This window comes from Streptomyces sp. NPDC057616 (assembly GCF_042800575.1).
Lineage (GTDB): Bacteria > Actinomycetota > Actinomycetes > Streptomycetales > Streptomycetaceae > Streptomyces.
This window is the reverse complement of the sequence record NZ_JBHVGU010000008.1, coordinates 243,761-263,291: the sequence shown is the minus strand read 5'-3', so window position 1 is coordinate 263,291 and position 19,531 is coordinate 243,761. Positions and strand designations below refer to the sequence as shown.

Sequence of the window (19,531 nt, the reverse complement as noted above, 5' to 3'; positions counted from 1 at the left end):
ACCATCCGATCATGACTGAAGAGTGTTTCAACTGGCACACATTCTTAAGACGTTGGCAGGAGGAATGGGTTCCACGCGCGGGCGAGGAATCGGACGAAGGGGAGACCGTCGTTCCCCCGGGCAGACCCGGGGCGGACGAGGAGGCGATCGCCGCGGCCGAGCAGCGGCTGGGGCGGCGGCTGCCTCCCTCGTACCGGGAGTTCCTGGCCGTGAGCGACGGCTGGCACGTCGACCAGATGGCCGGGATCTACCAGCTCGGGGGCGCGGCGGACATCGACTGGTTCCGCGATCCGTACGACATGACCTCGCTGTACGAGCAGAGTCTGGACGAGGACCCGTGCTACGAGGACGTCATGCTGGCCGGGATGTGGCAGCGGGCGCTGCGGCTGGACACGGAGTCCGACGCGTCGTACGCCCTGCTCGATCCGGGCGACCGCGGCCAGGACGGCGAGTGGGCGCTCTACGTCTACAAGGGGTGGAGCGGCGATCTGCCCGAGCGCTACCCGTCGTTCCGCGCGTACATGGAGGCCATGTACCGCGGCTTCCACGCCGACCGGGCGGAGCGGGCCGACTTCGTGAACGCCACCACGCGCGCCCAGGACACCCATGTCGACGAGGGGCGCCTGCTGGCCCTGCGCGGACAGTACGAGGCTGCCCTGGCTCTGCTCGAGGAGGCGGCCTCCTTCGGGCGGCCGGGCGGCGCCTACCTCCTGAACCAGCTTCGGCAGCTGATGGAGCCGCGCGTCTCGACGGGTTACGGCAACCTGGTGGCCGACCCCGCCTACCTGCCCGACGTCCTGCCCCTGGAGGCCTTGACGTCCACTCGCGCCGCGCGGCAGCCGGGCGGGGACGACTACTGGCTGAGGATGATGGCCGCCCGCGGCGTCGACCGGCGGAGCGCCGAGGCGGTGCTGACCTCGATGCTGGACGGCACCTATCAGTACGCGCCCGACGGGCCATGGGGCCGGGCCGTCGCCGAGGCCCGGGAGTCGGCCCGCTGGGGTGCGTCCGACGCCGCGTGGCGGGTGCTGCGGGCGGCGCTGCCGGGGTGGCAGGCCCCCGGCCCCTCGCTGATCGCGCCCATCGGACTCCTCGCCGATCCCGTCCTGGGAGAGCTGATCACCCCCGAGCGTGGGCGGGAAATCCTCGCCACGCCGCGGTCCGGACAGACGGGCCCCGCCCCCGAACCGGTGCCGGACCTCGACCCGCCTGGCCTGACCTGGCTCACGGAGTCCGAGCCGACCCGGCGAAGGATCGACGCATACCGCTGCGTCTGGGTCGAGGGCACCGCCCCTGCCGACCTGCCCACGCTCGTCGGGGAGGAAGGCGCCGAACTGAGCGCTCCCACGGATCCGCGCAGAGCGGCGTGGCGAGCGCCTCAGCCCCACGAGCGGGAGGGCGTGGAACTCTGGGAGGACCGTGCCGTGGTCGCCGTGGGCCGCACCGCCGAAGGGTGGGCCTTCGCCTTCGACGGCCACTCCCACCACCACCTCAACGACCGGTTCCTGTCCCCCGCACCGGTCGCCTCCTCCGCCGGGCGCGCGGTGGTGGTCTGGCGCGACCCGAGACCCTCGTCCCCGGACGGCCGCCCGGCCGCGTTTCACCTGTCGGTGGCCGAACAGGGCGTGGAAATCTATGCGTTCACCGTGCGCGGTACGGAGATCGACCGTTCCGGCACCATACCCGAGGCCCTGGACCCCGCACGGCTGTTTCGCCCGGAAGACGGTGAACTGGACGGGGAAGCGCGCATGTTGGAAGCCCTGCACACCGAACTCGGGCTCTCCCTCCCCCGCTTCGCACTGACCCGAGGCAAGCTCCCCACCTTCACCACCCGGTCCTGGACCCGCGCTCCGCGGAACGGCGAGTCGTTCGCCTACCTCGCGTTCGTGCGGCACAGGCCCTGAGCCCGGTGAGGCATGAAGGCCCCCTCAGCCACGCCGAGAGGGCCTTCATACAACGGTGGCCGGAACGGCCCTCAGGACAGGAGCTCGATGTACCCGTCGGTTCCATGCACGCGGATTCGCTGCCCGTCCCGGATCAGCCGGGTGGCCTGCTCCACCCCCACGACCGCGGGCAGGCCGTACTCCCGGGCGATCACCGCGCCATGGGTCATCAGACCGCCGACCTCGGTGACGAGACCCGAGATTCCGACGAACAACGGCGACCAACTGGGGTCCGTGAAGGGCGTGACCAGGATGTCGCCCGCCTCGAGATCCGCGTCCGCCATGTCCAGGATGACGCGCGCCCTTCCCTCGATCGTCCCGGCGGAGACCGGCAGACCGACGAGGGCACCGTCCGGCACGTCGTCACGTCGGTACGCCCCGGTGACGGCTTCGCCGTCCGAGGTGAGAACGCGGGGCGGTGTCAGCGTCTCGCACAACCGGAACGTGTCCTTACGCTGCTGGATGAGCAGGTCGTCCACCTGGTGACGGCGCACGGCCTCGTGGAACTCCTGGAAGGTGAGGTGGAAGACGTCTTCCCTGTCCCGCAACAGGCCGTCCTGCACCAGGCGTTCGGCCTCCTCCAACAAGGCCTGCTTGTAGACGAAGTAGCGGCTGACGATGCCGTACTTCGGGTACTCCCGGTACCCGATGAAGGTGCGGACCCGGTCGATCATCCGCTTCGCCTCGCCGGCCTTCTCCTCCCCGTCCGGCAGGGCACGCAGGCGTTCCAGCACGTCCTGTTCCTTCTGCAGCGCGGCCCGGCGCCCCTGCTCGAAACGCCGGTGGGCGGCGCCCGGTTCGAAGTTCCTGACGTTGTCGAGGATCACGGGCACGAGCGAGGTGGGACGCTCGCTCCACCGCGGCCTGGTGATGTCGATCTCGCCGACGCAGCGCATGCCGTACCGCTCGAGGTAGCCCTCGATGGCGTCGCGCGCCTCCGCCCCGCCCGGGAGCTTGGCCAGTTCGTCCAGGAACTCCTCGTCCTCGACGCCTTGCAGGAACCGGACCACCTCGGGATGCGGGCGGATCACGTCCGCGACGTCGAGGAGCTCCAGCCCCATCTCCGAGGTGACGTTGCCCGGGGCGGACAGGGTGAGGGTGTCAGCGGCGCTCTTCTCGCCGAGCCACGCCTCCAGGTTGTCGTTGAGCCACCACGTGGCCTCCATCCCCGCCATGATCGCCTGAATGTTGACCGGATCGCCGAGCGCTCTCTTGTGCTCCTCGAAGGCGTCCAGCAGGAAGTCGAACAGGGCCGGTCCGGTCTTCGTCCGGATGTCACGCTGCAGGGTGGCGACTGCCTCCCGGCTGCGCTCGATCAGTTCGGTGACGACGGCCGGATCGGTCTCGATCGGGGCGGGCGCGGTACGGGCCGGCGCCCCGCCGGGACCCTCGTCCGGAATGGAAGGGATGAAATCGTCGCGGTCGAGGACGGTCTCCAGCGCGTCCCTGATCAGCGGGTCGCCCCGCCCCATGACGTCCAGCAGGGCGGCCCGGCTCGCGGGCGAGGCGAGGCGCCGGGTGATGTCAACGAACAGCCTCCCGCCCGCCTCGTGCATCGGCACCATGGCCGTCAGCTGCCACATGGAGAGCCCCAGGGGCTTCATGGGGTCCGTCATCATCTGCTGGTGGCCGACGGAGACGTAGACGTGATTCGCCTCGTCGCCGATCTCGGGGATGGGGAACAGCGTCGTGATCGGCCGGCTCTGCACGATGTGGAAGACGTCGTCGACCAGGCACCATTCGATGTCTTGCGGCCGGCCGAAGTGGGCCTCCAGCTGCCGTCCGAGATCGACGAGATCCACGACCTGGGCATCCGTCAGCGCCGGCTGCTCCTGCTGCTCGGCGTCGACCCCCGTCTCCCGCGTACCGCCGTCCGGCAGGGCGCGAACGGCACGCTGTTTGGCGGCGATCGTCCTGGCGACGACCTCACCGTCTCGCACCTTGAAGACGTCCGGGTTCACCAGGCCGGAGACCAGTGCCTCGCCGAGCCCGAAGCCGGCGTCCACCGTGGCGACCTTCCGGTTGCCCGTGACGGGGTCGGCCGTGAACAGGATGCCGGCCGCATTCGGGAAGACCATCCGCTGCACGACCACGGCCATGTGGACCGCCCGGTGGTCGATGCCGTTCTGCCGGCGGTAGACGACGGCCCGCTCGGTGAACAGCGAGGCCCAGCACCGGCTGATGTGCCGAAGAATCGCGGCCGGGCCTACGACGTTCAGGTACGTGTCCTGCTGCCCGGCGAAGGAGGCCGTCGGCAGGTCCTCCGCCGTCGCGCTGGACCGGACGGCGCAAGGAGTCTGCTCGCCGAGCCGGGAGAGCGCGCGCGCGATCGCGGCAGCGAGGTCGCCCGGGAGCGCAACCTCTTCGATGGACGACCGGATCTGCGCGCTGAGCGTGCGGACCGCTTCCCCGTCGTCCGGTGTCAGGCGCGACAACTGGTCGATCAGGTCCTCGATCGCCGGCGCTTCGGCCAAGATCCGGCGGAAGGCGTCGGTGGTCACGCAGAAGCCGCCCGGCACCTGGATGCCTTCGATCCGCGACAGGGCGCCGAGCTGCGCGCCCTTGCCGCCGACGACGGCGACCTGCGTCTCGTCGACCTCCCGCAGATCCACCACGTACTGCCCGTTCATCGCGCCACCTCCGAGACAGTCGTGTTCCGTTGCCCTGCTCCGGCCGATCGAATGTCCGCCACCTCCAGCTCCGTCGCGCTTCTTGCCGCGCACACTCTCATTTCCTGTCCCCCGTACGTCTTACGCACGTCGTGCCCTCATTCCCCCAGGTAGTGGCGTCGGGCGACGATTCTGCGACGGGACCCGGGCCTTGCCGCAAGCCCCCCAGTGCGCTATACGTTAAGAAGGGCAAGGAGATGACTCCTTGCCCTTCGTGTTTGCCGCGTGCTCTGTGCTCGCTTGTCAGCTGGAGTCGCGCGGTTCGCCGTCCTTCGCCAGAGCCTCGGCGGCCTGGCTCGTGTGCTCCCGGAAACGCCGCAGATACGACCGCGCCATGGGCCCCGGCGGCACACCTCGGGCGAACGCCCGCATGTTGCGTTCGCCCGCGTTGTAGCCCAAGGCCAGCAACTCGTCGCGGGTGTAGCGGCGCTGATGCCGCTCGGGAAGAGCCTTGTCGAGGTCCTTCAGGTACAGGGCCGCGGCATGGATGGCGAAGGCGGGATCGTCACGAAGGTCGTGCCACCCCTTCTCCAGACCGTACGTACGCCGGATCTGCTCGAAGGTGGCCCGGTGCATGTTCGCGACGCCGAAGGAGGCCCCGGGCTTCCACCACTGCCACAACCGCTCCAGCAACGGGTGATGAGGTTTGTACGCCTCGTTGTGCAGCACCGTCATCACGAGCAGGGGCGATACGCCGGTGACCTCCGCGCTGCGCGCAACGCAGCCGGCGTAGTCGGCCGGATCGTAGCGGCCGGGCCGCAACGGAGGAGTGCGGGCCTCACCGCCGCCCGACCCCTCGGGCCCCGGACGCGAAACCGCCGTCGACGGATCACCCATCTCCACCCACCACTCCCCTGCCGTCGTGCTCGCCCGAACCGTGAACCGTCCACGATCGTCTAAGGCACGTGCCCGCGCGACCCGACCTCAATCCAGGAGCGGGTCGTCAAGGGTTACGGGCTACCGCCCACGCGGGGCGAGTGGCAAGGTCTTGTCGGACCGGCCGTGCCGGACGTCGTCGTGGAGGCGCCATGAGAACGAGCATGTGGCCGTGGTTCTGCGCCTGGTTCCTCGTCGGCGCCCTGGCCTCGTTCGGAATGCTGACCATCCTCACCGTCGGCGCCCTCCTGCTCGCCGTCGCCCTGGGGACGGCCGTGTTCCTCGCCACCCGGCGCGGCAGCCGGGCGGGACGTGCGGGTCTGCTTTCCGGGCTCGGTGTGCCCCTGCTCTACGTGGCCTTCCTCAACCGGGAGGGCCCGGGCACCGTCTGCACCACGACGCCGACCGGCCAGTCGTGCGTGGACGAGTACAGCCCCTGGGGTTGGCTGGCCGCCGGTGCGGTCCTCCTCGTGGCCGGAATCGTCCTCGGCATGGTCCTGCGACGCAGACCACCCCTCCACTGAGACCTAGGCATCTCGCTTCTTCCAGTCGTCGATCCATTCAGCGGTCACCAAGGCGACTTTCGTGCCTGCCGGATGAGGAGAGGCAATGGACCGGAGCATGCCTCGCCGAATGCGGCGGGATTCACCCGGAGGCGGTTCGCTGTCCGCCACCTGGACCACTTCGCAGGTCGACTCCCCGGGGCCGCCGAGCAGGCAGTACGCACCCGGCCTGAGCGCTTGCGCCGACGCCGAGACGGAGAGCTCCTCGGACCGCATGTTCTGGATCGGCTCCGTGAGGAATAGGGGAAGTTCCTCCGTGTCCACTCGGATCAAGTAGCCCCCGCGCGGATTCTTCGTCGCCCTCGTCGTCGTCCACGGAAACGTATGTGGCACGCGCCGGCCGGGAAAGCCGCCACTTCCGGAACTTCATGGCTCATTGTCCCAACACAAGTTCCCAGTACATACGTAGGGGTCGCCACGCCGACGCGACGCGCTTCCAAAATGCCAAGAAATGCTTCATCGTGAATATGCCAGGTGCGTGTCCTGCTCGCCCGCGGCCCCAGCCCCCGGCCCTCGGCTCAACCTGCCATGCGGCGGAGAAGGAAAAGAGGTTCTCGGGTGCACACCGATGATCGCGGGAAGCCAGAGTTAGATGCACTCGTCACCGGCCAGATGAGCCTTGGCGAAGGCGCCTTGTACACATGCGACGTTCAGATGCGGTTCAGTCCCGATGACCCCCTCGTGGTCCGCCTGTCGGCGTCTCATATGGATCCGTTCAAGTCCGGGCTTCACTGCGGACTGTGCGTCGTGTCGCGCGATCTGCTCCGCGCCGGACTCGACGGCCCCGCCGGGATCGGCAAGGTGCACGTCATGCCGGTGGTCCTGCCCGACCGGCCGCTGCAGGTGGCCGTCCTGATCCGCGGCCCGGGGCAGGAGTTGAAGGTCGTACTGGATCATCAGGCGGTTCTGCTGTACCTGAAACGCACGGACGCGATCGTGCCGTTCGGGAAGGAGACCGCGGCCATCGACATCGACCGGGAGATCGACCAACTCCTGGGGGAAGACGACTGATTCGGCACACTGAGTGCCGGCGCGGCGCCCACCGCCGCCCAGGCTGTGACCGCCGCGCCATCACGTCCCCAGTCATGGCTTATGGCCTCAAATACCCTTCCGCGAGCCGAGGTTGACGCCGGTTCGCCCGGAGGAGGATCATCCACGTTCGACGTGGCGACGGCGTGGTTCCGCCGGGCTCGCAGCCGTGCGCGCCCCGGCCGGCCGATCCCACTCAGGTGATTCTCTTCTGCTTCGGGGACTACTTCATGACCACTAGACATGCCGGACGCGGAGACGCGTCGCGGCGCCGCCGGACGCTGCTGGCCGCGAGCGCCGCACTGGTCGTCGCGGGGGCGATGGCCGTTCCGGTGACCGCACTTGCGACGGATGACACCGGCTCCTCGACGACCGGACTCGAACAGGACTTCGCTGCCGCCGCCGACCAGTACGACGTCCCACGCCAGGTGCTCATGGCCGTGGCCTACCAGGAGTCCGCCTGGGAGACGCACGCCGGGCAGCACAGCACGGACGGCGGCTACGGTCCGATGCACCTGACGGACGTCACCCCCGCCATGCTGGCCGGCGGCGACGCGGGCGCGGCGGGCCGCGGGGATCTGGCCACCATGGCCGCGGACCCGGCGCTGCACACCCTCCAGGCCGCAGCGAAGCTCACCGGCCTGTCCCCCAAGGAGCTGCGTACCGACCCGTCCGCGAACATCCGTGGCGGCGCGGCGCTGATCGCCTCGTACCAGAAGAAGGCCACCGGCGAGACCTCCGCCGAACCCGCCAACTGGTACGGGGCCGTGGCCCGGTACAGCCAGTCCACCCGGCGCCAGGGTGCCGCGGCCTTCGCCGACCGGGTCTTCGCCACGCTGAAGAAGGGCGCCGCCCGCACCACGGCTGACGGCGAGCACGTGACCCTCAAGGCCGACGGTGATGTCCGCCCGGCCACCGGCCAGTTGGCCGCGCTGCGTCTGAAGTCCGCGGCCGCCACGGACGTCGAGTGCCCGGCCGCCGTCGACTGCACCTTCGTCCCGGCGTCGCCGTCCAACGGGCAGGTCTCCAACCGCCCCGCCAACGGCATCCGTATCGACTCCATCGTCATCCACGACACGGAGAGCTCCTACGACGCCGCCATCTCCACCTTCCAGACGGCGGGCGGCAGCGCCGCGCACTACGTCATGCGGTCCTCGGACGGCGCGGTGACGCAGATGGTGCCGACGAAGGACCTGGCCTTCCACGCGGGCAACTACTCCACCAACATGCACTCGATCGGCATCGAGCACGAGGGCTACGCGGCCCACGGTGCAACCTGGTACACGGAGGCCCAGTACGAGGCCACGGCCGATCTGGTGAAGTACCTGGCCGACCGCTTCGACATCCCGCTGGACCGCGAGCACATCATCGGCCACGACAACGTTGCCGGGCCGAACTCGTCGCTCGTCGCGGGCATGCACTGGGACCCGGGCCCGTACTGGGACTGGAACCACTTCATGAAGCTGCTCGGTGTGGGCACGGGACGGCACGGCGTCGGTCCCGTCGGCTCGGTCGTCACCATCGCTCCCCGCTTCGACGACAACCAGCAGACGGTGCAGATCTGCCCCTCCGACGATCCCACCGGCGCCACCACGGCGTGCACCGAGACCACGCAGGCGTCGAACTTCGTCCCGCTGCGCACCGCTCCCAGCGACACCGCCCCGCTCTTCGGCGACCAGGCGGTCCACCCGGGAGGGGCCGGCACGGACCGGATCAACGACTGGGGCAGCACCGCTCAGGCGGGCCAGCAGTTCGTGGTGGCCGACCAGGACGGCGACTGGACCGCCATCTGGTACAGCGGCGCGAAGGTGTGGTTCTTCAACCCGCACGGCTGCAACACGGTCCCGGCGCACGGCGTGCAGGTGATCAAGGCCGCGGGCACCTCCCCGGTGGCGGTCTACGGTTCGAGCTACCCCGACGCCTCCGAGTACCCGTCGGGTCTGTCCCCGTCGACCCAGGCGCCGCTGAGCATGTACACCGTCCCGGCCGGCCAGGCCTACGTCGCCACCCGGCCCCCGGCCCTCACGGACGACTTCTTCCCCTCCAGCGGCAAGGTCGTCACCGGCGCCAAGCCGATGTACACCATCCAGTACAACCACCGGGTCGTCCTGGTCTACGCCTCGGCGGTCACGGCAGAGGACATGTGACACAGCAGAACGCGCCGGGCACATCAGTGCCCGGCGCGTTCTTTTTTCGGGCGACGGCTAAGGCGCGTGCTGCACGACGGTGCGGGGCTCGGCCGTCACGAGCGGGCGGAGCGCGCCGCGGTCCAGGGACGCGACCAGCGGCGCGGCCCAGCGGCGCAGCGCGAGGCTGGTGCCGTAGGCGATGGGCAGGGCGAGGAGCGCGGAGGCCAGTACGTCGTGCGGGTAGTGGTCGCCGACGTAGACCCGGGAGAAGCCCTCGACGACGGCGAACACCGCGGCGATGGCGCTGAGTCGGCGGTCCAGCAGGAAGAGGGCGGCCACGGTGGCGGCGCCCACCGTGGCGTGTCCGCTGGGCAGGGCGTAGTCGGACGGCGCCGGACAGGCGTCGACCAGGTACGCGTGGGGCATCGACCGGCACGGCCGGGCCTCCGCCACGACCTTCTTGACCACCTCGGCGGCGGCGAAGGCGACCACGACCGCGACCGGCGCGGCCAGGGCGAGGGTCATGGCGGCGGTGCCGCGGCGACGGGCCTTCCACCAGCCGATCAGCATGAGCACCGCGAACACGCCCAGGCCGAGGTTGGTCCACACCTCCATGGGAGTGTTCAGCCACTTGGTGTCGCGGGCGAAGTCCGTGATGGAGGTGAACAACGAGCCGTCGACATGGGACCCGTCGAAGGCCAGTTGCGCGGTGGCGGCCGCGGTCATGGGCATGTCCTTCCGTAGCGACGAGGCGCCACGGACGGCCGGGCACCTCCGGCCCGTCCCCACACACGCGATGGCATGCCGATGACATCGTGGTGAATCGGCGGTGGCCGTCAGCCCAATCTACTACAAGTAGTAGAAGTAAGCCGACGGCCTGGTGGCGACCCTCCTCACAGCACGCCGCTGCGGTGGATGGGTGACCCGGTGCCGGTCAGGGGAACGCCGCTGCCTCCCCGCCGCGTCGCGACGATCTCCGCCGCGATCGACAGTGCCGTCTCCTCGGGGGTACGGCCCCCGAGGTCGAGGCCGATCGGCGAGCGCAGGCGCGCCGACTCGGCCTGCGTCACGCCAGCTTCACCGAGGCGCCGGAGGCGGTCGACGTGGGTGCGCCGCGAGCCCATCGCGCCCACGAACGCCACCGGCAGCCGCAGCGCGACCTCCAGGAGGGGAATGTCGAACTTGGCGTCGTGGGTGAGCACGCACAGCACGGTGCGGGCGTCGGTCGCGGTGTTGCGGAGGTAGCGGTGCGGCCAGTCCACGACCACGTCGTCGGCCTCCGGAAAACGCGCCCGCGTGGTGAAGACGGGCCGTGCGTCGCACACGGTGACGTGGTAGCCGAGGAACTTGCCCGCCCGCACCAGCGCCGCCGCGAAGTCGACCGCACCGAAGATGATCATCCGAGGCGGCGGCACGCTCGCTTCGACCAGCACGGTGAGTCCGCCGGGGCAGTGCGAGCCGTCCTCCGACACCTCGATCGTCCCCGTGCGGCCCGCGTCGAGCGCCGCCTGGGCCTCGGCGGCGGTCGTACGGTCGAGGTCCGCGTCACCGCCGAGCGTGCCGTCGAACGAGCCGTCGGCATGCACGAGCAGGCCCGCGCCCAGGTAGGACTCCGGGCCGCGCACGACGCGGGCGAGGGCGACCGCCTCGCCCTTGGCCGCGAGGTCCACCGCCGTGCGCACCAAGGCCCTCAGCGGCGCGCCCACGGGCAGTGGCGTGACGATGACGTCGAGGACCCCGCCGCAGGTCAGCCCCACGGCGAAGGCGTCCTCATCGCTGTAGCCGAACCGCTCGACCACGCTCCGGCCGCTCTGCAGCGCCCGCTCGCACAACTCGTAGACCGCCCCCTCGACGCAGCCGCCGGACACCGATCCGATGACGGTGCCCTCCTCGTCGACGGCGAGCGAGGCGCCGGGCCCGCGAGGAGCGCTGCCGCCGACGGCCACCACGGTGGCGACGGCCAGCTCGCGCTCCTCCCCCAGCCAGCGGTTCAGATCCGGTACGAGATCAAGCACCGTTGCCCGCCGTGAGAATGCGGTCCGGGCGGATGGGCAGGCTGCGGTGCCGCACACCGGTCGCGTGCCAGACGGCGTTGGCGACGGCGGCCGCCGCCCCGACGATGCCGATCTCTCCGATGCCCTTGATGCCGACGGGGTCCTCGGGATCGGGATCATCCACCCAGTCCGCCTCGATGTGCGGGACGTCGGCGTGCGTGGCCACGTGGTAGCCCGCCAGGTCGGCACCCACGGGACCGCCGAAGTGCCCGTCGCGCGCGGCCTCTTCGTGCAGGGCCATGGAGATGCCCCAGATCATGCCGCCGGTGAACTGGCCTCGTGCGGTGAGGGGGTTGACGATGCGCCCGGCGGCGAAGATGCCGAGCATGCGCCGTACGCGTACCTCGCCCGTGGCCGGGTCGACGGCGACCTCGGCGAACTGGGCGCCGAAGGAGTGGCGTTCCTTGCGGGCGAGCGCGGCGATGGCTTCGGTGGTGTCGGAGCGCACGGTGATGCCCTGGGCGGGGATCTCCATGCCCGGCACCAGCCGTTCGCGCAGTTCGCTCGCGGCCGCGGTGACGGCCCAGGACCAGGAGCGGGTGCCCATGGAACCGCCGGCGATCATCGCCGGCCCGAAGGCGCTGTCGCCGATCCGCACCCGGACACGGTCGGTGGGGACGTCGAGGGCGTCGGCCGCGACGAGCGTGAGTGCGGTACGGGCACCGGTGCCGATGTCCGCGGCGGCGATACGGACGGTGAAGCCGCCGTCGGCCTCCGCGGTGATCGTGGCGGTCGACGGAGCGGCGCCGGCGCCGAAGGACGCGCCCGCGGTACCGGTGCCCAGCAGCCAGCGTCCGTCGCGGCGCACACCGGGCCGGGGGTCGCGCTCGGCCCAGCCGAAGCGGCGGGCGCCCTCCTCGAAGCAGGCCCGCAGATTGCGGGCGGCGAACGGCAGGCCCGAGACCGGGCCCTTGTCCGGCTCGTTGCGCAGACGCAGCTCGATGGGGTCGATGCCGGCCTTCTCGGCGAGTTCGTCGAGCGCGGCCTCCAGGGCGAAGGACCCCGGCGCCTCGCCCGGGGCGCGCATCCAGGTCGGGCTGGGCGTGTCGAGCCGTACGACCTTGTTCTCCGTGTGGTGGGCGTCCGCGTCGTACATCACGCGGGCCACGCCCGCGCTCGGTTCCACGAACTCGTACACGGTGGAGGTGCGGCTGAGGGAGCGGTGGTCCAGGGCACGCAGCCGCCCGTCGGCGTCGGCACCCAGGCGGACCCACTGGATGGTGGGACTGCGGTGGCCGGCCAGCGTGAACATCTGACGGCGTGTCAATACCACGCGTACCGGGCGCTGGAGGACCGTGGCCGCCATGACGGCCGCGACCTGGTGGGCGCGCACGCCCTTGCTGCCGAAGCCTCCACCGACGTGTTCGGAACGCACCCGCACGGACTCCGGGTCCAGGGAGAAGAGGTTCGCGAGCTCGCCGACGACCCAGGTGGCGCCCTGGTTGGAGTCGATCAGCTCCAGGCGGCCGTCGTCCCAACGGGCCGTGGCCGCGTGGGGTTCCATCGGGTGGTGGTGCTCTTCCGGCGTGGTGTACTCGGCGTCCAGCACGAACGCGGAGGCGGCGAGTTCGGCCTCCAGGTCCCCCTTGTCCGTGACGGCGGGCATGTGGCCGTCCACGGGGTAGGCCCTGGTGTCCGCGCCGCTGAACTCGACGTCATGAGGCCGCTGTTCGTAGTGGACGACCAGCGCCTCGGCGGCCTCACGGGCCTGTTCGGAGGTCTCGGCGACGACCAGCGCCACCGGCCAACCGGCGTGCGGCACCTCGTCGTTCTGGAAGACGGCGCAGGTCGGATCGGGCTTGGTGCCCAGCAGGCCGACGAAGTCGGTCGTCAGGCGCGGGGCGTTGCCGTGGTGCAGGACGGCGAGCACGCCGGCCATCTCGAGGACGGGTTCGGTGTCGATCTTCTCGATACGGCCGCGCGCCACGGTGGACAGCACCAGCCAGCCGTGCGCAAGGTGGGCGAAGGGGACCTCCCCCGCGTAGCGGGCCGCTCCGGTGACCTTGTCGCGGCCTTCGACGCGGATGTGCTCCCGGCCGACGGCGCGGATCGCCGTGGGCGTCACGGTGGTCGTGGTCATCGGTTGGCCTCCTCGGCGAGTTCGCTCAGCACGGCCACCGTCAGATTCCGCATCAAGGTCACCTTGTACTCGTTGTGCGCCAGCGGCCGGGCCGCGGCCAGTTCCGCGTCCGCGGCGGCCGCGAAGGCGTCGGCATCGGCGCGGGCACCGGTGAGAACGCGTTCGGCCGCGCGCGCCCGCCACGGACGCGAGGCGACCGCGCCGTACGCCAGACGGACGTCGTGCACCGCGCCGTCGCGGACGTCGAGCGCCGCCGCGACCGAGCCGATGGCGAAGGCGTACGAGGCGCGCTCGCGCACCTTGCGGTAGCGGGAGTGGGCGGCGACCGGCGTCGCCGGCAGGCTGACGTGGGTGATCAAGGCACCGGGCGGCAGGGCGGTCTCGCGGTGCGGGGTCTCGCCGACGGGCAGGTAGAACCATCCGATCGGCAGTGCGTCCGGCCCGTCGGCGGTCTCGAAGTGCACGACGCCGTCGAGGGCGGCCAGGGCGACGCCCATGTCCGAGGGGTGTACGGCCACGCAGTGCTCGGAGGCGCCGAGGACGGCGTGGTTGTGGTGCTCGCCCCTGATCGCGGCGCAACCGCTGCCGGGGGTGCGCTTGTTGCACGGCTTGGACAGGTCGGTGAAGTAGGCGCACCGCGTGCGCTGCAGGAGGTTGCCGCCGACCGTGGCCATGTTGCGCAGCTGCCCGGAGGCTCCGGCCAGGACCGCCTGCGCCAGCATCGGGTAGCGGCGCCGTACTTCGGGGTGGGCGGCGAGGTCGCTGTTGGTGACGGTCGCGCCGATGCGCAGTCCGCCGTCCGCTTCGGTCTCGATCAGGTCCAAGGGCAGCTCGCGTACGTCCACGAGCCGGGTGGGCCGCTCGACGCCGCTCTTCATCAGGTCGACGAGGTTGGTCCCGCCGGCCAGGAACCGGGCTTCGGGATCGGCGTCGAGCAGCGCGACCGCTCCCGACACGTCGGAGGCCTTCTCGTAGGAGAACTCCCTCATACCGCCTGCTCCTTCGTGTTGGGCTCGGTGCCGGCCGCAGGTGCGGCGGGCGTCTCGGCGGCCTGGGCGACGGCTTCGACGATCGACGCGTAGGCGGCGCAGCGGCACAGGTTGCCGCTCATCCGCTCACGTATCTCGTCGACGGTGAGCGGCGGTGGCCCGGCCTCCGGCCGGACGTCGTCCGTCGCGGCGCTCGGCCACCCGGCGGCATGCTCCGCCAGCGCGCCGATCGCCGAACAGATCTGTCCCGGCGTGCAGTAGCCGCACTGGTAGCCGTCCCGTTCGAGGAACGCCTGCTGGACGGGGTGCAGTTGCTCGCCGTCCGCCACGCCTTCGATGGTGGTGATGTCGCGCCCTTCGGCGGCGACCGCGAACTGCAGGCAGGACACGGTCCTGCGGCCGTCGACCAGCACGGTGCAGGCACCGCACTGTCCCTGGTCGCAGCCCTTCTTGGTGCCGGTCAGATCGAGACGCTCGCGCAGGGCGTCGAGGAGGGTGGTGCGGTGGTCGACGGGCAGTGTGAACTTCTCACCGTTGATGTGCAGGGTGATGACGCTGGACGTCGAAAAGGCCATGAGCCACTTCTTTCGCAATTCTTTCGCAGCGGAGCCGAGCGCGGTTCTTTGACGACGGAGTGGGTGGGGGGTGAGTCCCGCTCGGGGCATGTGCGCGGCACCGAGTGACGGCGGACGCGGGCTGCCGTACGGTCGCGAGCAGGGCTATGGTGGAGACAACCGGACAAGTGTCCGTTACACAGCAACGTAGCGGACGGCTGTCCGCTTAGCAAGGACGGGTTTCGATCGCGGGCCCGTGAGGAGTGACGAGTGCGGCACAACAACAACCCACCCCTGCGCTCGGACGCGCAGCGCAACCGTGAGCGCATTCTCGACGTCGCCCTGGCCGAACTCACCCGCTGCCCGGACGTCCCCCTGAGCGCGATCGCCAAGAAGGCGGGCGTCGGGCAGGGCACGTTCTACCGCAACTTCCCCAACCGCGAGGCACTCGTCCTGGAGATCTACCGCCACGAGATGCAGCAGGTGGCCGACAACGCGACCCAGCTCCTCGAACAGCTGCCGCCGCAGCGGGCGTTGCGGACGTGGATGGACCGGCTGGCCGAGTTCGCCATGACGAAGGCGGGCCTGGCCGACGCGATCCGCCTGGCCACCAGCGCGCCGGGCAGCCCCGCCAAGCCGACCCACACCCCCGTCACCGATGCGGCCGAACTCCTCCTTCGCGCCAACGAGGACGCGGGCACCATCCGCCCCGGGGTGACCCCCGAGGACTTCATGCTCGCCATCGCCGGCCTGTGGCAGATGACCCCGGCCGACGACTGGCGGCCCCGCGCCACGCGCCTCCTCGACCTCGTCATGGACGGCCTGCAGGCCGGGGCACCTCGCCCCTGAACCTCCACATCCCACTGATCACGCTGTTCACGGCAGGAGAACTGCCGTGCCAGGTGGTCCGCACGGTGGAGTGCGGGTTGGCCCAGCGGCGGAGGAGGGTGCGCCTGAGGGCTGACGCGGTGGGATGTCCGGCCGCCGGAGCATGGGGACTCCGGCGGAGGGAGACGTGGTGGAGCGATGGGACCGGATCGGGCGTACGGCGGCGTACGGGGCGGCGGCGTCCCTCGTGCCGTATCTGGTGATCAAGGTGTCGTGGGTGGTCGGCTCGCTGCTGGGGCTGCTGCCGGTGGGGCGGGGGTTCAGCCTCGGCGGGTGGCTGGTGCTCAACACCCTCACGATCGGCATGGCGGCGGCCGGGATCACGCTGGGGCTGGCGCTGGTGCGGCCGTGGGGGATGCGGATTCCCGGCCGGCTGGTGGGCTTCGTCGCCTGGGTCGGGTCGGGGTTCCTGGTGTCGATCCTGCCATTCCTGCTCGTCAGCGCGCTGATCCACTCCGCGTCGGGCAGTTCGGGAGGCTCGGGGAGCGCGAACGGTGACGCGGCGATGCCGGGATGGGAAGCCGTGCTGCTCCAGTGCAGCTTCGTGGGAACCGGCATCGGCCTGGCGATGGCACTTCCCGCCTACCTGTGGCGGCGCTGGCCGCACGCCCTGCGCCGGCCGCAGCGCCCCCGCGCTTCGCCGGGACCGCTGTGGCCGGCCGTGACCGGTACCGCCACCGGCCTGGCCTGGCTCTACTGGGCGGCCGGCGGCCCCCTCGGCATCGCCCACCGCGACGAGCGGCCGGCCGACTGGCATGTGCTGGTCGGGGTCAGCGCATGCTGGGCTCTCGCCGCGTGTACCGCCGTACCGGCACTGATCCGGAACCGGTCGGCCCGGCTGCCGTATCCGCTCCTGCTCGCCGTGGCGTGGCTGGGATCGGGGTCGATGTTCGCGTGGAGCGGCTGGCGGCTGCCGGCCACCATCTACGTGGCAGTGGCGCAGCCGAGCGACGTCAGCTACCCGGAGAACGTCGCGGTCGCCGTGACCCTGCATGTCATCGCCGTGGTGACGGGGGCGGGGATCATTCGGGCGCTGATACGTGGTGACCGTGGGCGTCGGGCGAGCGTGCCCGACAGGGGCGGGCAGGCAGCCGAGCGAGTGTGAGGGCTTGGCGGGTGGCCGCCCGTGATCGGAGGTCAATGGAGGAACGCTCGGAGGTCGCATCGCGTGTCGCCGACAGTGAGGCGGGCACTCGCCCCTAGGGACCATCGCACAGCGCAACGCTGGCCAAGGAAGCCGCCGGGACTCTCGAAGGGGGTCGGCCGATGGCGACGACGGGCCGCTCGACCGCACGGCTGTGGAGGTGGCGGAGGAATCCGCTGCGCCGACGTGTCGACGTCGTGGAAGCGTGGATCATTCTCGTGGCGTGGCTGTGCGCCATCGCCGGTGGGCTGGCGGCGGCCTGGGTGGCGGGAAGCAGGGCCGACGCGGGCTACGACCGGATGCGGGCCGCACGCCATCCGGTCCCGGCGGTCGTGGTGAAACCCGCCGACTCCCAAGCCACCACCGGTCCGGCGGGCCATCGACGGGTACAGGCGACGGTCCGCTGGACGGGCGCAGACGGGCACACGTACACCGGCATCACCCAGGTGAAGTCGGGTGTCTCCCCGGGAGACCGGATCAGGGTGTGGACCAACGCGCGGAACCAGCTCACGGCCGAGCCCCTGTCCCCCACGAACGCGATGTTCCAGTCCGCCATGGTCGGACTCACGGCCGCGGGCGGAACAGGTGTGGTCGTCCTGCTCGGCATACAGGGACTGCAGGCGGGCCTGGGCCGGCGCCGGATGCACCTGTGGGCCGACGACTGGGAGCGGGCGGACAGGAGGTGGGGCGGAACCATCGTGTGAGTGACGGCGCACGAACGTGTGCCGCCGGCCCGGCCCAGGATTAGGCTGTTGCAGTCTGCAATGGCCGACGTGGATGCCGCGGCCGTACCGCCCCGCCCGCCCTCACGCCTGGCCGCGAACGAGCCGCGCCGATGTCCGTCGGCCGCGGCACCGGTGGGTGAACCTGAGAACTTGTCGCAACTCTCGAGCGGCGTTATGACGGAAAAAGCGCATGACGGGACAAACCGCATGAAGTGACTGACCGCATGACGTGACTAACCGCGCTTCGGTGTGGCGCACGACCGCACATCGGGAGGATCACATGGCCGTAGAGATCCAGCCCCTGCTCAAGCCCTCACGGCTCAGGCGCCGCGGTGGGTTGTGGGGCGAGTGTCTGGCGGAGTTCCTCGGAACCTTCGTCCTGATCGCCTTTGGTTGCGGTGTGGTGGCGATGGCGGTCGCCGCGCTGCCGGGGTCGGGCCGTACGTCAGGTCCGACGACGTTCTTCATCAGCGCCGGGGACTGGCTGCTGATCACCTGGGGCTGGGCGATGGCGGTCGTCTTCGGCGTCTACGTCGCCGGCGGTGTGAGCGGCGCGCACATCAACCCCGCGGTGACGCTGGCCTTCGCGGTCCGCCGCAAGTTCCCCTGGGTCAAGGTCGTGCCCTACTGGATCTCCCAGCTCATCGGGGCGTTCGCCGGGGCCGCGCTCGTCTACGCCGTCTACCACGACGCGATCAACACCTTCGACCACGCCATGAAGGGCCCCAAGACCAACGGGCACACCCTCGCCTCGTTCTCCATCTTCGGCACCTTCCCGGCGCCCTACTTCCACGGCGGCATCTGGGGACCGCTGATCGACCAGATCGTCGGCACAGCCTTCCTGGTGCTGCTGGTCGTCGCGCTCATCGACCTGCGCAACACGGCCGTCAAGGCGAACCTCGGACCACTGCTGGTCGGCTTCGCCGTGGCGGCGATCGGCATGTCCTTCGGCGCGAACGCCGGATACGCCATCAACCCGGCCCGTGACCTGGGCCCGCGCCTGTTCACCTGGGCCGCCGGCTGGCAGGACCTGGCCATGCCGGGCACCTTGTCCGGCGCCTTCAGCAACTACTTCTGGATACCCATCGTCGGCCCCCTGGTCGGCGGGGTGATCGGCGTGCTGGTCTACGACCTGTTCATCGGCGACGTCCTGCACATCCGCGCCCAGAAGGCCGAACCACCGGAACCCGGCCGGACGAGGCCGGTCACCACGGCGGACGAGGAGTAGCGCGAGCCCTGTGACGCCGGTGGTCACTCAGCTGCCCGGCCGCCGGCTCGCGAGCCGGTAGAGCAGGTAGGTGAGCCCGAGGATGAAGTCGGCCGCCACCCAGAATCCGACGATGAGGCCGACACCGATCGTGGTGCCCACGTCGCCGACGTCTTCGCACGTCTTCAGGGCGTCGCCGGTCATCCCCTTGCACGAGTCGGGCGTGCCGCCCCCACTCGCGATACCTGAGATCACCCACAGCAGGAACAGGATCTGGACCCCGAGGAAGAACCACAGGAACACCCGGCGCCGCTTCTTGGGCGGTGGTGCCTCAGTACTCCCCTGTGAGGGCGGGCCCGGCGCAGGGCCTTGTGGAGGCGCCGACCAGGCGGGCGGCAGTGGCGGCGGCGTCGCTGCCGGTGTCGGTGTCGGTGTCGGTGTCGGTGTTGACGGCGGCGGTGGTGCTGGCGCGTCCCCATTCCCTGGTCCCCATGTCTGCTGGGGCGGCGTCTTCTCGTGGCGATCGCGGTGGGCGTCCATGTCCACGCCTCTCCTGGTGCTCCTCATCCCATCGTGCGCCGGGAGACCGGGTGGTGGGGGCGGGGGGTGGGGGGAGGGGCCCTATATCTACCCCCCCACCCCCTCGGGTGGTGGGGAGGCAGGGAGCGAGGGGGTGTCCCT

General features: G+C 70.7%; 17 protein-coding genes. 8 read left to right on the top strand and 9 right to left on the bottom strand.

Going from position 1 to position 19,531, the window contains the following annotated elements:
• Nucleotides 1–11 precede the first annotated feature (11 nt).
• The gene (locus tag ACFU97_RS12770; protein WP_384254683.1) at nt 12–1,904 is read left to right on the top strand and encodes an SMI1/KNR4 family protein; all 1,893 of its coding nucleotides are present in this window, start codon (nt 12–14) and stop codon (nt 1,902–1,904) included.
• Nucleotides 1,905–1,975: 71 nt separating this feature from the next.
• On the opposite strand, the gene rph is transcribed toward ACFU97_RS12770, so the two are convergent.
• Together rph and ACFU97_RS12760 are read right to left on the bottom strand one after the other, a co-directional pair.
• Nucleotides 1,976–4,573: a rifamycin-inactivating phosphotransferase gene (gene rph, locus ACFU97_RS12765; RefSeq protein ID WP_384254680.1), complete on the bottom strand. Its 2,598-nt coding sequence runs from the start codon at nt 4,571–4,573 to the stop codon at nt 1,976–1,978.
• A 282-nt stretch (nt 4,574–4,855) separates the two neighbouring features.
• Nucleotides 4,856–5,449, bottom strand: a complete 594-nt coding sequence (locus ACFU97_RS12760) for a transglycosylase SLT domain-containing protein (RefSeq protein WP_384254678.1) — start codon at nt 5,447–5,449, stop codon at nt 4,856–4,858.
• A gap of 191 nt (nt 5,450–5,640) precedes the next feature.
• Between ACFU97_RS12760 and ACFU97_RS12755 the strand changes: the two genes are divergently transcribed.
• The 3 genes from ACFU97_RS12755 (at nt 5,641) to ACFU97_RS12745 (ending at nt 9,227) form a co-directional block, all read left to right on the top strand.
• A complete protein-coding gene (locus ACFU97_RS12755) occupies nt 5,641–6,012 on the top strand; it encodes a hypothetical protein (protein WP_384254677.1) in 372 nt (123 codons plus the stop codon).
• 597 nt (nt 6,013–6,609) lie between these two features.
• The gene (locus tag ACFU97_RS12750; RefSeq protein ID WP_384254675.1) at nt 6,610–7,062 is read left to right on the top strand and encodes an SsgA family sporulation/cell division regulator; all 453 of its coding nucleotides are present in this window, start codon (nt 6,610–6,612) and stop codon (nt 7,060–7,062) included.
• Between the two features lie 248 nt (nt 7,063–7,310).
• Nucleotides 7,311–9,227: an N-acetylmuramoyl-L-alanine amidase gene (locus ACFU97_RS12745; protein ID WP_384254673.1), complete on the top strand. Its 1,917-nt coding sequence runs from the start codon at nt 7,311–7,313 to the stop codon at nt 9,225–9,227.
• Nucleotides 9,228–9,284: 57 nt separating this feature from the next.
• Here ACFU97_RS12745 and ACFU97_RS12740 read toward each other — a convergent pair whose 3' ends face one another.
• From ACFU97_RS12740 to ACFU97_RS12720, 5 genes are all read right to left on the bottom strand, one after another.
• Nucleotides 9,285–9,935, bottom strand: coding sequence for a phosphatase PAP2 family protein (locus ACFU97_RS12740; RefSeq protein WP_384254671.1), 651 nt, complete (start codon nt 9,933–9,935; stop codon nt 9,285–9,287).
• Nucleotides 9,936–10,102: 167 nt separating this feature from the next.
• Complete coding sequence (locus tag ACFU97_RS12735; RefSeq protein ID WP_384254669.1) at nt 10,103–11,224, bottom strand: XdhC family protein; 1,122 nt, start codon at nt 11,222–11,224, stop codon at nt 10,103–10,105.
• Nucleotides 11,217–13,343 (bottom strand): xanthine dehydrogenase family protein molybdopterin-binding subunit, encoded by a 2,127-nt coding sequence (locus ACFU97_RS12730; RefSeq protein WP_384254667.1) that lies wholly within the window; start codon nt 13,341–13,343, stop codon nt 11,217–11,219. The genes ACFU97_RS12735 and ACFU97_RS12730 overlap by 8 nt, the downstream gene beginning before the upstream one ends.
• Nucleotides 13,340–14,332 (bottom strand): FAD binding domain-containing protein, encoded by a 993-nt coding sequence (locus ACFU97_RS12725; protein ID WP_384254664.1) that lies wholly within the window; start codon nt 14,330–14,332, stop codon nt 13,340–13,342. Before ACFU97_RS12725 ends, ACFU97_RS12730 begins: the two co-directional genes overlap by 4 nt.
• Nucleotides 14,329–14,907: a (2Fe-2S)-binding protein gene (locus ACFU97_RS12720; protein ID WP_384254662.1), complete on the bottom strand. Its 579-nt coding sequence runs from the start codon at nt 14,905–14,907 to the stop codon at nt 14,329–14,331. Before ACFU97_RS12720 ends, ACFU97_RS12725 begins: the two co-directional genes overlap by 4 nt.
• 249 nt (nt 14,908–15,156) lie before the next feature.
• Here ACFU97_RS12720 and ACFU97_RS12715 point away from each other — a divergent pair, with 249 nt between their 5' ends.
• From ACFU97_RS12715 to ACFU97_RS12700, 4 genes are all read left to right on the top strand, one after another.
• Nucleotides 15,157–15,735, top strand: a complete 579-nt coding sequence (locus tag ACFU97_RS12715) for a TetR/AcrR family transcriptional regulator (protein WP_384254660.1) — start codon at nt 15,157–15,159, stop codon at nt 15,733–15,735.
• Between the two features lie 166 nt (nt 15,736–15,901).
• Nucleotides 15,902–16,879: a hypothetical protein gene (locus ACFU97_RS12710; RefSeq protein WP_384254657.1), complete on the top strand. Its 978-nt coding sequence runs from the start codon at nt 15,902–15,904 to the stop codon at nt 16,877–16,879.
• Nucleotides 16,880–17,040: 161 nt separating this feature from the next.
• Nucleotides 17,041–17,622: a hypothetical protein gene (locus tag ACFU97_RS12705; RefSeq protein WP_384254654.1), complete on the top strand. Its 582-nt coding sequence runs from the start codon at nt 17,041–17,043 to the stop codon at nt 17,620–17,622.
• A 301-nt stretch (nt 17,623–17,923) separates the two neighbouring features.
• The gene (locus ACFU97_RS12700) at nt 17,924–18,871 is read left to right on the top strand and encodes an MIP/aquaporin family protein (RefSeq protein WP_384254652.1); all 948 of its coding nucleotides are present in this window, start codon (nt 17,924–17,926) and stop codon (nt 18,869–18,871) included.
• A gap of 27 nt (nt 18,872–18,898) precedes the next feature.
• Here ACFU97_RS12700 and ACFU97_RS12695 read toward each other — a convergent pair whose 3' ends face one another.
• Nucleotides 18,899–19,153, bottom strand: a complete 255-nt coding sequence (locus ACFU97_RS12695) for a hypothetical protein (protein WP_384254649.1) — start codon at nt 19,151–19,153, stop codon at nt 18,899–18,901.
• 28 nt (nt 19,154–19,181) lie between these two features.
• Nucleotides 19,182–19,343, bottom strand: coding sequence for a hypothetical protein (locus ACFU97_RS12690; protein WP_384254647.1), 162 nt, complete (start codon nt 19,341–19,343; stop codon nt 19,182–19,184).
• Between the last annotated feature and the right edge of the window lie 188 nt (nt 19,344–19,531).